Origin of the sequence: Peptoniphilus sp. GNH (genome assembly GCA_021307325.1) — a bacterium.
GTDB lineage: Bacteria > Bacillota > Clostridia > Tissierellales > Peptoniphilaceae > KA00134.
Genome location: CP089931.1, coordinates 1,756,253 through 1,770,772 on the forward strand (window position 1 = coordinate 1,756,253; position 14,520 = coordinate 1,770,772).

Annotated in this window: 12 protein-coding genes; 10 read left to right on the plus strand and 2 right to left on the minus strand. The window is 36.9% G+C overall.

All coding sequences use genetic code 11. The annotated features are described in order from the left end of the window. The first annotated feature begins 2 nt into the window (after positions 1 to 2). Genes LV469_08430 through LV469_08450 form a run of 5 tightly spaced genes read left to right on the plus strand, consistent with a single transcriptional unit; the run spans position 3 to position 5,713 of the window. On the plus strand, positions 3 to 1,001 hold the full coding sequence (locus LV469_08430; protein ID UHR02649.1) for an ABC transporter ATP-binding protein: 999 nt from the start codon (positions 3 to 5) through the stop codon (positions 999 to 1,001). Further along, on the plus strand, positions 998 to 1,948 hold the full coding sequence (locus LV469_08435; protein ID UHR02650.1) for an ATP-binding cassette domain-containing protein: 951 nt from the start codon (positions 998 to 1,000) through the stop codon (positions 1,946 to 1,948). Before LV469_08430 ends, LV469_08435 begins: the two co-directional genes overlap by 4 nt. Further along, positions 1,948 to 2,907, plus strand: coding sequence for an ABC transporter permease (locus LV469_08440; protein ID UHR02651.1), 960 nt, complete (start codon positions 1,948 to 1,950; stop codon positions 2,905 to 2,907). The genes LV469_08435 and LV469_08440 overlap by 1 nt, the downstream gene beginning before the upstream one ends. A gap of 35 nt (positions 2,908 to 2,942) precedes the next feature. After that, complete coding sequence (locus LV469_08445; protein ID UHR03603.1) at positions 2,943 to 3,839, plus strand: ABC transporter permease; 897 nt, start codon at positions 2,943 to 2,945, stop codon at positions 3,837 to 3,839. A gap of 56 nt (positions 3,840 to 3,895) precedes the next feature. After that, entirely contained in the window at positions 3,896 to 5,713 is a 1,818-nt protein-coding gene (locus tag LV469_08450; protein ID UHR02652.1) for an oligopeptide ABC transporter substrate-binding protein, read from the plus strand. A 245-nt stretch (positions 5,714 to 5,958) separates the two neighbouring features. On the opposite strand, the gene LV469_08455 is transcribed toward LV469_08450, so the two are convergent. Then, entirely contained in the window at positions 5,959 to 6,912 is a 954-nt protein-coding gene (locus tag LV469_08455) for a TAXI family TRAP transporter solute-binding subunit (protein ID UHR02653.1), read from the minus strand. Next, positions 6,902 to 8,713, minus strand: coding sequence for a TRAP transporter fused permease subunit (locus LV469_08460; GenBank protein ID UHR02654.1), 1,812 nt, complete (start codon positions 8,711 to 8,713; stop codon positions 6,902 to 6,904). Before LV469_08460 ends, LV469_08455 begins: the two co-directional genes overlap by 11 nt. A 101-nt stretch (positions 8,714 to 8,814) precedes the next feature. Between LV469_08460 and LV469_08465 the strand changes: the two genes are divergently transcribed. The 5 genes from LV469_08465 to rpsL all read left to right on the plus strand — a co-directional run bounded on the left by LV469_08465 (position 8,815) and on the right by rpsL (position 14,483). Further along, positions 8,815 to 9,342: a flavodoxin domain-containing protein gene (locus tag LV469_08465; GenBank protein ID UHR02655.1), complete on the plus strand. Its 528-nt coding sequence runs from the start codon at positions 8,815 to 8,817 to the stop codon at positions 9,340 to 9,342. A 49-nt stretch (positions 9,343 to 9,391) separates the two neighbouring features. Further along, entirely contained in the window at positions 9,392 to 10,327 is a 936-nt protein-coding gene (locus LV469_08470; protein ID UHR02656.1) for a copper amine oxidase N-terminal domain-containing protein, read from the plus strand. 78 nt (positions 10,328 to 10,405) lie between these two features. After that, positions 10,406 to 12,112, plus strand: coding sequence for an ABC transporter ATP-binding protein/permease (locus LV469_08475; GenBank protein UHR02657.1), 1,707 nt, complete (start codon positions 10,406 to 10,408; stop codon positions 12,110 to 12,112). Then, positions 12,109 to 13,854: an ABC transporter ATP-binding protein/permease gene (locus LV469_08480; protein ID UHR02658.1), complete on the plus strand. Its 1,746-nt coding sequence runs from the start codon at positions 12,109 to 12,111 to the stop codon at positions 13,852 to 13,854. The genes LV469_08475 and LV469_08480 overlap by 4 nt, the downstream gene beginning before the upstream one ends. Positions 13,855 to 14,066: 212 nt before the next feature. Next, positions 14,067 to 14,483, plus strand: coding sequence for a 30S ribosomal protein S12 (gene rpsL / locus LV469_08485; protein ID UHR02659.1), 417 nt, complete (start codon positions 14,067 to 14,069; stop codon positions 14,481 to 14,483). Positions 14,484 to 14,520 lie beyond the last annotated feature (37 nt).

Below are 14,520 nucleotides of genomic sequence, written 5' to 3' on the forward strand. Positions count from 1 at the left end.
AGATGGAGAAAAAGAGATTACTGGATATCAAAGGTTTATCGACAGCTTTCAGAATTGATGGAGAATATTATGATGCTGTTGATAATTTGAATTTATCCTTATATTCTGATGAAATATTGGCCATTGTCGGGGAATCGGGTTGCGGTAAGTCGACTGTCGCAACTACTATAATGGGACTTCATAATATGAACTACACCAAGGTGGATGGTCAAGTGGTTTATGATGGTAAAAATCTTCTAGATTTTAATGAAGACGACTTCACTAAAATCCGTGGAGGAGAGATAGGAATGATCTTCCAAGATCCTCTGGCTTCGCTAAACCCTCTACATAGAATTGGAGCTCAAATTGAAGAGGCCTTAATCTATCATACTAACCTAAACAAAGAAGAAAGACGCTTGAGAGTTTTGGAACTTTTAAAACAAGTAGGCATAGAAAATCCTCAAAGGATTGCCAAATCATTTCCTCATCAGCTTTCAGGCGGTATGAGACAAAGAGTTGTAATAGCTATAGCCTTGTCTTGCAATCCTAAGGTTTTGATTGCAGATGAGCCGACAACCGCTCTTGATGTTACCATACAAGCTCAAATATTAGACTTGATAAGCGAACTAAGACATGAGATAAATGCGGGGATTATCTTGATAACTCACGACTTGGGGGTCGTGGCACAAACAGCTGATAGAGTAGCTGTAATGTATGCAGGAGAAATCGTGGAGCTTGCTCCTGTAAAGGAATTATTCAACAATCCTTTGCATCCTTACACCAGATCCTTGCTAAATTCTGTACCGCAAGACGATGCAGTCGGGGAAGAACTTCATGTTATACAAGGCATGGTTCCGTCTTTAAAAAATATGCCAAGAAAGGGCTGCAGATTTGCAGATAGGATTCCTTGGATTCCCAAAGAAGACCATGAAGAAAATCCAGTCCTACACGATGTGGGCAACGATCACTTTGTAAGATGTACCTGCTATAAGAATTTTCATTTTGATGGAGAGGTGGATTGATGAGCTTTCTAGAAGTAAAGGACTTAAAGGTCCACTACCCTATCAGAGGTGGTTTTTTTAATACAATTAAAGACTATGTAAGGGCTGTTGACGGAGTCAGCATAGAAGTCGAAGAGGCCAAGACCTATGGCTTAATAGGCGAGTCTGGATCTGGTAAATCAACAATCGGAAAGACAATAGTTGGACTTGAGTCCATAACAGGCGGCAAGATTTTCTTCAAGGGAGATGACGTATCTAAAAATGCTGACAAAAAGAAACTCGGATTTAATAGAGAAGTTCAAATGATTTTTCAAGATTCGGCATCATCTCTCGACCCCAAGAGAAGGGTTTTGGATTTGATTGCAGAACCACTCGATAATTTTGAAAAAACACTCACTCCCAACGAGAGAAAAATGAGAGTTTTAGAACTTTTAGACATAGTTGGCATGCCTCACGATGCCTTGTACAAATATCCACACGAGTTCTCAGGTGGACAAAGACAAAGACTTGGGGTTGCGAGGTCTGTTGCTATAAAACCCAAGCTCATAATTGCAGATGAGCCGGTTTCAGCTCTAGACTTGTCGGTTCAAGCTCAAGTTTTAAATTATATGAAAAATATCCAAGAAGCCATGGGCCTTTCTTATATATTCATCTCGCATGATTTGGGAGTTGTAAAACACATGTGCGACTACATTTACATCATGCACAGAGGAAGATTTGTAGAAACTGGCAGTAGGGAAAAGATTTACGAAAATCCGACTCATATATATACCAAGAGATTGATAGCGGCAATTCCTCAAGTAAATCCAAATAATAGAGAAGAAGTAAGAGAACACAGAATTCACGTTGAAGAAGTGTATGAAAAAGAAAAATATAGATATTATAAAGAAAATGGGTCTGTTTATGACCTCAAAAAAATTGAAGACGACCACTACGTGGCCTTAAATGATAAGGAGGATGAAAAATAATGTGGAAAACAATATTGCGTAGAGTCCTTCTTATGATTCCGCAACTTGCAGTATTGAGTATTTTCGTATTTGTACTCGCAAACTTCATGCCTGGAGATCCTTTTTCAGGAATGATTGATCCAAATACTCCACCAGAAAGAATAGAAGAACTTAGAGAAAAAGCAGGACTAAATGATCCTCTGCCAACTCAATACATTCGTTGGGTGAAGAATGCAGCAAGGGGAGACTTTGGAAGATCTTATTCCATGAAGATGCCAGTTGCCAAGCTCATAGGTAGCAGGGCACAAAACACTTTTTGGTTGGCTCTTATGTCTCTTATGTTCTTGTACTTGTTTTCGATACCTTTGGGGATATTGGCAGGAAGATATTCGGGCTCACGGCTGGATCGGACGATAAATCTTTACAACTTCTTGACTTTGTCGATTCCAGGCTTTGTAATGTATTTGGTAACCCTTTTGATATTCGGTTATAGATTGCGTTGGTTCCCCACAGGAGGAACAGTTGGACTAAATGCTGGAAGCGGATTATCTTTCGCTCTATCTAGAATTTATCATATGCTCCTTCCTTCCTTGTCCTATGCCTTTATAGCAACTACATCCATAGTTCAATATTTGAGAAATGAGATAGTAGATGCCAAGACTCAAGACTATGTAAGGACTGCAAGAGCAAAGGGTGTGCCGACAAATAAGGTTTACAGCCATCACATTTTTAGAAACTCACTACTTCCAATAGCTGCATTTTTGGGATTCCAAATAACAGGACTTTTGGGAGGCTCAATTATGATAGAAACAGTTTTTTCTTATCCAGGTATGGGAAAACTGTTCATAGAAAGCGTATTGTCCAGAGACTATTCAGTAATGACCACTTTAGTTCTTTTGTATGGTCTATTGACCCTTTTAGGTTCTTTATTGTCAGACATAATCATGACTATAGTCGATCCTAGAATAAGAATTGACTAGGAGGTGAAAAAATGTCTACAAAAGCAGAAAATAAAATAAAAAATACAGAAGAAAATGAAATAATTTCAGAAAAACCTATGGGCTTTAGGGTCATAGTAAATGAATTGAAAAATGATAAGATAGCTTTGGTATCTTTGATATTTTTATTAGTCCTAGTAGTTGGTATATTTATAGCGGCTATGGTAATGGACACCAAGAAGGTAATGCTTATAGACCTTTTCTCATCCTATGCAAGACCGGGAGAAGAAGGATTTTTGCTGGGAGCAGATAAGGGGGGCCGTTCGATTGCTGGCCAACTTATTATAGGAGCGAGAAACTCCATCCTAATAGGATTTTCAGTAACTGCTCTTACAACTATTATAGGTGTTACGGTTGGACTTATAATAGGCTATTATGGAGGGCTTGTTGACAACATGATTATGAGAGTTATTGACTTTTTGCAAATACTGCCAGTAACCCTTATTATAATAGTAATAGTGACAATCATCCCTAGATATACAATGTGGCATTTTGTGTTGATTATGTCGGGCTTCTACTGGACGGGTATAGCAAGACTTGTAAGGTCTAAGTCCTTATCCGAAGGTAGAAAGGATTATATATCAGCTGCAAAAACTATGGGTACATCTCCTACGAAGATAATGTATAAGCAAATCTTGCCAAATATTTCTTCAATAATAATAGTAGATGCGACCTTGTCACTTGCTGCTAACATAGGAATTGAAACAGGTCTATCATATTTGGGATTTGGACTTCCCATGTCCACTCCATCCTTGGGTACACTTATAAACTATGCTCAAGACCCGGAAATAATAGCTGGAAAATTGTATATATGGGTGCCAGCAGTTATCTTGGTACTTTTATTTACACTTTCAATAAACTATGTAGGCCAAGCCCTAAGAAGGGCATCGGATGCTAAACAGCGTTCAATATAAGATTTTAGCATGCTAGGCATGTTTAAAATAAAAAAAGAAAGAAGAGGAGAGTTAACATGAAAAAAGTAGTGCGCACACTTGCTACAACACTTTCACTTGCAATGGTGTTGACAGCTTGTGGTGGTGGAAGTGGGTCTAATAAAAAAGACTCAGGAGCTGCTGCAGAAGACAGTAAGAAAGAATTTGGTATAGTATTCAATGCTCCAAGCCTTGTTGTAAAAAATGAAGGCGAAGCAATTGAAGGTGGTACAGTAAACTATGGATTGATAACTGAATCACCAGTTGAAGGTATCTTTGAAGAAAACCTAAGCCAATCACAATATGATTCTTACATTCAACAACTTTATCAAGGCGGAAATCTTTATAATCTAGATGAATCTTTCCGTATAGTTTCATCTGATAAGGTTGATATCAATTATGATTTTGAAAACAATCAAATCACTTGGAAGCTCAACAAAGATCTAAAGTGGAATGATGGTACTCCTGTAACATCAAAAGACTTGGCATATTCTTATGAAGTTGTAGGTCATCCTGACTACACAGGCGTTCGTTATGACCCTTCAGAAGACGAAAGAATAATAGGTATGAAGGAATACCATGCAGGTCAAGCAGATTCTATTTCAGGTCTTGAAATGCCAGATGATCAAACTCTTGTTGTAAAATATACTAAGCTTACTCCAGCAACTCAATGGGGAGCAGGAATGAAGCCTAGCCTTATGCCATATCACTACCTAAAGGATGTAGCAATTAAGGATCTTGAATCATGCGATCAAATTCGTTTGAAACCACTTTCATGGGGACCTTTCTACATTTCATCAATGGTACAAGGAGAAAAATTCGAACTTTCAGCAAATCCAAACTGGTACAAGGGCAAGCCTGGTCTTGACAAGATTAATGTAGAAGTTCTTTCAAGTTCAAACGTTGTTGCAGCTATGAAGGCTCACAAGTATGATATCCTTTCAGAAGTACCTTCAAAGGCTGTTAACGAACTTAAAGAAGTGCCAGGATATCAAATGGTTGGCAAGGGTCAATTCTACTATTCATATCTAGGATTCGCTCTTGGACACTATGACAAGGAAAACGAAAATATAATTCCAAATCCTGATGCTAAGATGGCAAATGTAAATCTTAGAAAAGCTATGGGTTATGCTATTGACCAAATGTCAATTGCAGAAAAATTCTACAAGGGCAACAACACTCTTGCTAAGTCAGTAATACTTCCTGTATTTACAGACTTCTACAACCACGACATTGAAGGATACACTTATGATGTAGAAAAGGCAAAGAGCCTTCTTGATGAAGCTGGTTACAAGGACGTAGACGGAGATGGATTCAGAGAAGATCCAAAGGGACAACCTCTAGTAATAAAACTTGCTATGATGTCTGGTGGAGATACTGCTGAACCACTTTCACAATATTATTTACAATGTTGGGAACAAATTGGTCTAAAAGTTGAACTTTCAACAGGCAGACTAATCGAAATGAAGAACTTCTATGAAATGGTTCAAAACGAAGATCCTGAAATAGATGTATTTGCAGCTGCATGGGGCGTTGGAACAAACCCATCACCAAAGGAATCTTATGGTAATCACGCAGCATTTAACCTTTCAAGATACACTTCTGAAACTCTTCAAGAGCCAATCGACAGAATCACATCTGATAAGGCTTCAGATCCTGAATTCTTAGCTAAGGCTTACAAGGATTTCCAAAAGGCTGTATTTGATGAAGTTCCAGTTATTCCAATGCAATGGAGAAATGAATGGACAATTGTAAACAAGCGTCTTTTGAATGTTGATGCAGGTTATGGTAATGGTGCAGAAGTAACTAGCACAGGAGACTGGAAAGTTACATCTGACAAGCCGATTGAAAAATAAGACAAATAAAAAAGGACAGCCTCAGGCTGGACTACAAATAAAAAATACCGGACTTGGTTTTATTCAAGCCGGTATTTTTTATTTGCCTATAAGAGTGTGAATATGAATTTTATATAGGGCCATGTAGCCAAAATATTTCTACAAATTTTTGCATAAGTTTATTTCATCTAAATTTTTTTATAAATTTCTAAACGAGAAAATTTTCGTTTCAAAATTTTTGATAGGAATTTTTCTATTTAGAAAAACTAATTTGCTCCAAGGACACCTATTTCTTTGAAATATTTTTCAGCTCCTGGATGGAGGGGGATATTGGCAAGGTCTTTGGTAGCATTTTGAGGGCTTACTTCTCTAAGAGATGGGTTTGTCTTTTTCAAATCTTCCAAATTTTCAAAAAAAGACTTTGTGAGCCTATAAGCCAGATTCTCATCCATATCCGAGCTTGTATAAAGGACCATTTTAATTGCGGATGTTTGGATATCGCGGGCTATGCCTTCGTAGCTGGAAGCCTTTATTATATAGGTCGAGTACCAGGGGTAGGAGGCTTTTAACTTTTTCAAGAAATCATCATCAAGGCTTAAAAGTTTCATAGAGGCTGTGGAAGTAAGTTCCATAACTAGCGAGTTGGGAGCTCCGCTCATAAGCCAAAGGCCATCGAGATTTTTATTTCTAATCATATCTGCTGCCTCTTGGGGACCCATGTATTGCAAGTGCATTTTTTTTCTATCAAGACCTGCAATTTCAGCATGAGCCTTGAACTCGTCTAAACTGGTCGAGCCTGCAGCGCCTGGAGCAAAGGATAAATTTTCCAAATCTTTTATATTTTTTATAGAGTCAGAATTTTTGACCAAAATTTGATTGGGATTGTAGTAAAGCCCAAAGAGAATCCTAAGCTTTGGGTTAGGTCTTCCTTCAAATATGCCTTCTCCTTTAAAGGATTGGTAGATGATGCTTGTGACGCCCATTGAAACATTGGCTTCCTTGGAATAAATCAAGTTCAAATTTTCTATGCCTCCGTTTGATCCTTGACTTACTGCTCTTATATCTTTTAAATCTTTATTCCAAATAGATGCTATAGAAGACCCGAGCCCATAAAGAACGCCAGAAGATGAGGCGGTAGGCATATTTATAGGCGTTTTCTTTTCACATCCTGTCAAAAGCATAAGGCTTAGGGCAAGTAGAATTTTAAATTTATTTTTCATATTTCCTCCCAAAGATTATAAATGCCAAAAGGGCTAGAAGTGATATGAGATCTGTCATAAGACTTGGATGTATGAGCAAAAGTCCAATTAGCATAAGTAAAATAGAACTTATTTTTGAAAGCTCAACTCTAAAATAACCTATTGTAGCACTTGTTATCAAAAAGCTTCCCAAAAACATAGTAAGGACCTTTATTATGAAGGTAAAAGACAAGTGAACATTTGAAACCAAGTCCGGACTTAGCAAGAAAAAAAGCGGAAGTATAAATCCAGCGGCAGCAATTTTCATAGCATAGATTGACGTTTTTTTTATGTCTGAGTTTGCAATTGAAGATGCCACATAGGATGATATGGCAACTGGAGGAGTTATATTGGCAAGACAGGCATAGATAAGGCAAAACATGTGCGAGGCAATCGGATTGGCACCAGATTTTATAAGAATAGGAACTGCGATGGAAGATACAACTACATAGGCGGCGACACCTGGTACTCCCATGCCAAGTACAATTGAAACCAGCATGACCAAAAGACCGGTAAAAAAGAGGTGATTTGTACCAAGCAGGCTAATTATAAAATTGCCAGCGATGAGTCCAAGCCCTGTAAGGGATACGCTTCCTATTATAAGACCTATCATCATGCAGGAGATGCCTACGTTAAGCATGGATAGAGCTGCATCGTAAAGAGCATTAAAAATCTCAGCAAGTCCCATTTTATTTTTAGTAAAATGCGAACTCAAAATAGCTACCAAGATAGCTACACTAGATGAAAAGACGGGTGTGAATTTTAAAAGCAAAAGTCCAATTATTGTGGGAAGGGGCAAGAACAAAATCCAGTCTTTTTTGAGAGTATTTAAAAAATCGGCTTTGCTTATCTCAAAATTATTGTAGAGTTTGTTTTTCTTTGCCATGAGATGCACGCCCGTATAAATGCCAAAATAGTATATAGAAGCTGGTATGGCTGCGGCAAGCATTACATACTTATAGGGTAAGGATAAAAGCTCTGCCATTATAAAACCTGCAGCGCCCATGATAGGAGGGGTAAATTGGCCTCCGGTAGATGAAGCTGCCTCAACAGCTGCTGCGAATTCTGGATTGAAACCAGATTTTTTCATAAGTGGGATGGTAATAGTTCCAGTTGTTGCGACATTGGCAACTGCCGATCCATTTATCATGCCCAAAAGAGCAGAGGAAATTACAGCTACCTTGCCAGCTCCGCCGCAGGAATTTTTTACAAAATAGAGGGCGGTTTTATTTACTAAGTCTGAAAAGCCAGAATTTTTTAAAAAAGAACCTAAAACTACAAAAAAAAGAATGTAGGAAGAAGATGCAGAAATCCCCACACCAAAAATACCCTGAGAACCCCAGACCATATAATTTAAGACCCTTCTTAGGCTATAACCATTGTGTCCTAAGATACCAGGGATAAATCTTCCCCAAAAGGTGTAAGACAAGAAAACCATAGATAAGATAGAAATTGAGGGGGCCTTTAGATGCCCAATTATAAAAAGAAGGGCTAAAATTATTAAAGCTATCAATAATTCAGGTCTTCCTGTGAGTCCGAACATTTTAGAAACGGCCTGATATTTAAAAAAGTATAAAGAGAAAAACAAAAGGCTTAAAAAGACTAGAACAAATCTAATTCTCGGTTTAAGACTCTCGGTTTGATAAAATCCAAAACATACTAAAAATGCTGCATGAAAGATTCTTATATTCATAGATGAAGTTTTTGCAAAAAGTATTAAATAAAATTGAAATATGACAAGAAACCCGATTAGGGCTTTCTTGAAACTTATATTTGTCTTCATGTAAAAATCTCCTTTCAATTAATTGTAAAGGTCTTTGAATAAAATTTAAAGCTTTAATAATTTTTGATATAATATATTTGCAAGTAGAATCGGAGGATGAAATGGAAAATCTTATAATTTATAAAAGTACATATGGACATGCAAAAAAGTATGCGTTTTGGTTGCAAAAAATTCTAAAATGCCCCATGGTAGATCTTATAAAGATAGAAGGCGAAGAGAAAATAGACATAGCAAAATATGACAGGATTATTTTCATTTGCGGAGTTTATAGCCTAAATCTGCCGATAGTTACTTTTATCAGAGATAATTATGAGCTGATAAAGAACAAGTCTATTTACATTTTGGCTGTGGGTCTTGCTGATAAAGATGAAGAATATTTAGAGAAGCTAAAGAAGAGAAATAGAATAGAAGATTTTAAAGTCTTTTATGCTTTTGGAGGTTGGCCTGGCGAAGACATGACCATAACTGATAAGACTGCCATGAAAATTATGGCAGATGTGAGAGGCTTTTTGGAAAAAGACTTCAAGTATTGGCAAAAAATTGCTAGCAAGTATAAAAGAAAGCCGGTTGATCTTACAAGTAAAGATCAGCTAGAAGAGCTTGTAAATGATATAAAAAATGAGAAATAGCCAAATTATGGGCTTTATGGTATTATAATATCTTGACAGGGGGTTAAAGATGAAAAATACTTTAAGAAACACCATAATTTGCTTATTGATTTTTATGAGCTTTTTATATGAAGTCGGGGCTGAAAATGCAAGAGACTTTCAACCGATGTCAATCGATTTTGAACACATGGAAAAGGTTGAAGCTGGCGAAGAATTTTCAATCATGAAGTCTAGATTTTCTATCCAGATAAACATGCCTGGCAGGGAAGGCCTTATTACTAAAAAATATAATATGGTTGGCAAAAATCCGACCATTGTAGATGTTAAAGAAACTATAAATAATAAAGAAGTTGTTCTAAAGGATATTTTCGTTGCAAGGGTTAAGGCTGAAGACGGAAAAAATGCGGAATGTCATTTGATTTACAGTCCGTCCTTGACTTCAGAAGGTTTTGTGAAGCCCTATATGCTCTACAAGGGCAAGAAAATTATGGGGCCGATTTACAGATATTCTACTTATTTTGACGAAATAGAAGATAGTGTAGTCGCTGATAAGAATCCAGAAAAAGAAAATATCAAGAGAGATTCTAATAAAGATGAGACCAAGCAGGTTGAAGATTTAAAAACAGAATTTCAGCTCATGATACTTGGCAAAAACATTGGCCTTTCAAAAGAAATGGGAAGTCCCTATATAAAAGATGGAAGGACTATGGTACCTATAAGGTTGATTTCTGAAAGTCTTGGCTATGATGTGAAATGGGAACAAAAGACGAAAACTGTTGCAGTGATAGACAGATCTATTGGTAAGGCTTTGACCTTTAAAGTGGGAAGCCAACTTGTAAATCTCAATGGAAAAGAAGTGCCAATAGAAGCAAAAGATGCATTGCTTGTACCAGAGATTGTAGGAGGAAGGACTTATCTGCCGCTTAGATTTATTGTCGAAGCTATGGGCCTAAATGTCGCCTACAAACGTGATAATGGAAAGCACATTATAAAAATTTACCAATAGATGCCGGCCTTGAGCCGGTTTTCCTTATTGCATAAAAAATTTAAACTTGGCACTACAAGCATACTTAAGGGGATAATTATGAAAAAATTTAAATATTTTCAGAAAAACAAGATGACAATTTTTCTTGTAATTTTTTTAACTTTATTAAATTCATTTGGTGAGATGGGTCTTCCCAGCTTAATGGCTGTGATCATAGATAAGGGGATTGCAAGATCTGATTTAAAAGTCGTGGTAAGAACTTCTGAGCTGATGCTTATAGTCACAGTCTTTACAGTCTTGGTACGTTCATCTGCTGCGTATTTTTCTTCTAAGGTGGCAATGGGTTATGCAGCTTCTCTTAGAAATGAGCTTTACACCAAGATAAATTATATGACCTACAAGGATATGTCCTACTTTGAACCATCATCTCTTATAACTAGAACAACAGATGATGTATCCAAGGTGGAACAAATGATTTTAATGGCCCTAAGACCCATGGTGAGATGTCCCTTGCTCTTTTTGGGAGCCTTTATTATGACTTTTTCAATAGATGCTTATTTGGCAATGATATTTCTTACAATCCTTCCTTTTATGGCATGGTCCTCATTTTATATAAAAACCAAGGCACTCCCATATTTTCCAGAAATTCAAAAAAAGATGGATGCCTTAAATATGCTTTTTAGGAGAAGACTATCTGGAATTTTGCCCATAAGAGCTTTTTCCAAAGATGCCTATGAAGAAGATGAGTTTGATCGAATAAATACCGAGTACACAGAGCTTGGCATAGAAGCCGACAAGAAAATAGACTGGGCAAGAGCTATTGCCTATGTGCCTTTGGCATTTGGGATGGGGCTTTTGCTAATCTTTTGTATGAAAAAGATAAATGCATCTACTATGACAATAGGCCAGATGGTCGCCATTTGCTCGTACATGGGGCAAGGTTTCATGGCGCTCATAATGCTTATTAATTTGACCTATATGATTCCAAGTTCTACAACTTCCTATAAAAGAATATCTGAAGTCCTAGACCACGAAAATGAAAAGCTGACTGGAGACTATGTTTTAGATGAGAAAATAAAGTCGATAAGAGTTTCTAATCTTTTTTTTCATTATAGTGGGGCTGAAAGAGATGTCATATCTGATTGGAATTTTACAATAAAAGAGGGCGAAAGCCTGGGTATCATAGGGGGTATAGGCTCTGGCAAGACGACATTTTTGAAAATTCTCTTGAGATTTTTAAAGCCTAGCTCCGGCAAGGTACTAATAAATGATATAGATATAAATGACTTGGACTACAAGTCTTACAGAAGGCGACTTTCTTATGTCAATCAAGATAACTACTTCTTTACTAAAAGCTTGGGAGAAAATCTCTCCTATGCAGATAAAAGTGCAGGCGAGGCAAAATTAATAAAGGCCTTGAAGCTTTCAAAGGCTTTGGACTTTTTATCCGAAAATCCCCTAGAAGACAAGGTCATAAGAGGGGGGAGCAACTATTCTGGTGGACAAAGACAAAGACTATCCATAGCCAGGGCGCTTTCTAGAAAAGCTGATGTATATATTTTTGACGACTCTTTCTCTGCCCTAGACTACATTACAGACAGCAAGGTCAGGGAAAATTTGAATAAGAATTTGCAAGGCTCTATAAAAATTATAGTTGCACAAAGGATTGCCACTATAAAAAAACTGGATAAAATCTTAGTCTTAGACGACGGAAAACAGCTCGGCTTTGGCAGTCATGATGAACTTATGAAGACTTGCAAAACTTATATTGATATAGCAATTTCACAAGGAGAAGATCAAGAATGAAGAAAAAAGAAATTTTAAAAAATATCCTTGGTCAAATTTTCGAATACAAGCTGATCATGCTTGGAGTTTTTATAAGCTCTTTTCTTTCTGCCCTAACAGACATAGTAAATCCTAGACTACTTGGAAATATAACAGATATAGCAGTAAATGATATAAAAAACTCTGGTCAGATTGATTTGAGAAAACTATTATTTCCCATAGGTCTAGTTGTCTTGACATATCTTGGGACAGGAATATTTGATTATTTATCTTACAGATGTATAATTATCCTTGCTAGAAATTTTGTTAGAAATCTCAGAAGACAAGTGAGCGAAAAAATTGGCAAGATATCCATAAGCACCTTTGACAAGTACAGAAAAGGGGATCTGCTATCTAGGCTCACCAATGACATAGAGACCTTGGGACAAAATGTAGAAATGTTCGCAGGTTATGCAATAAATGCAATTCTAATGCTAGTGGGAGTAGCCATCATGATGATATACACCTCTGCATTTTTGAGCCTTATCTACTTTTTGGGTTTTCCATTTTTATATCTCACAGTCAAATTTATCACATCAAAATCACAAGCTTTTTTCAAGAGAAAATCCAAAGAAACTGGTGATATGGTCTCATTTATAGAGGAGTCTTTTTCTGGAGCAGATATAATAAAGGCCTATGGCTATGAAGAAGAAGCTCTAGAAGAATTTAAAGCCCATAATAAAAAGCTCTACGAGTCGTCCTACAAGGCATCTTTTATGGCTGGAATTATGCAGCCCCTATCAGTTTTCATATCAAATTTAAGCTATGTTGCAATTTGTTTGGCAGGAGGTCTGCAAGTCTTAAAAGGAAACCTTAGAGTGGGTGATGTCCAAGCCATGCTTCAATATATAAGAAAATTTTCTTGGCCTCTAGATGCCCTAGTTGAAATGTCAAGTTCCATTCAAGGCGGCTTGGCAGCTGCAGAAAGAATCTACAAGTTTCTTGGTGAAGAGGAAGAAGAAATAAGAACAGATAAAATTCAAGCCCCCATAAAAACGATTGATTTTGAACATCTGCTCTTTGCCTATGAAGACGGAAAGCCTGTAATAAAAGATTTGAATCTAAATGTAAAAAAGGGGCAGACCCTTGCCATAGTAGGACCTACAGGAGCAGGAAAGACAACCCTTGTGAGTATTTTGATGGCGTTTTATGACAGCAAAAAGGGCAGCATAAAGATAAATGGCAAAGATATAAAATCCATAGACAGAGAAAATCTCAGATCTTATTTTGCCATGGTACTCCAGGACACATGGATTTTCGAGGGCAGCATATACGAAAATATAGCCTATTCAAAAACAAATGCAACTAGAGAAGAAGTAATAGAAGCGGCAAAAAGATCATATTGCCACAGTTTTATAGAAACTCTGCCAAAAGGATATGATAGCATCCTAAAAGAAAATGGAAGCAACATTTCAAAGGGACAAAGACAACTTATCACAATTGCCAGAGCCTTTCTAAAAGATCCAGAAATTTTAATCCTAGACGAAGCCACATCTTCAGTCGATACCAGAACCGAAAAATTGATTCAAAAAGCCATGGGAAAACTAACAAAAGATAGAACGGGCTTTATAATAGCCCATAGACTCTCCACCATAAGAGATGCCGATAACATACTAGTGCTAGAAAATGGAGACATAGTAGAAAAAGGAAACCATGAAGAACTTATAAGAAAAAATGGAATCTATAAAAAATTATTTGATGCTCAATTTGCAAACGAAGTTTAAATACACCACTGATTAGCCTTAACGAAATAAATCATTTGTGAATGTAAGCAGACTTGATGAATGAGGGCATTTTAAAAATAAAAGTAAAAAGCTGAAAAATTAGCTGAAATGCTTGACTTGCATAAGTTTGAGTGTTAAACTTTATAAGTACGTTTAGGACTAGCAGACTGCTAGTCTTAAATTTGCGTAAAATTATAATAGGAGGTGCAAGAATGCCAACAATTAATCAACTTGTCAGAAGAGGAAGAAAAAAGGTTGAATCCAAGTCTAAATCACCAGCACTTGATGTAAACTACGATTCTTTAAGAAAGGTTGAAACTGATGTAAACTCTCCACAAAAAAGAGGGGTATGCGTAGCTGTTAGAACTGTAACACCTAAGAAGCCTAACTCAGCACTTAGAAAAGTTGCCAGAGTTCGTCTTACAAATGGATATGAAGTAATGGCTTACATTCCTGGAATCGGACACAATCTACAAGAACACAGTGTAGTGCTTATCCGTGGTGGAAGAGTAAAGGACCTTCCAGGTGTGAGATATCACATCGTAAGAGGTACCCTAGATACAGCTGGAGTAGATTCAAGAAGACAGGCAAGATCAAAATACGGTACTAAGAAACCGAAGAAAGCTTAATTAGAATTATACAAAAAATCGATATAGATTTTTTGGC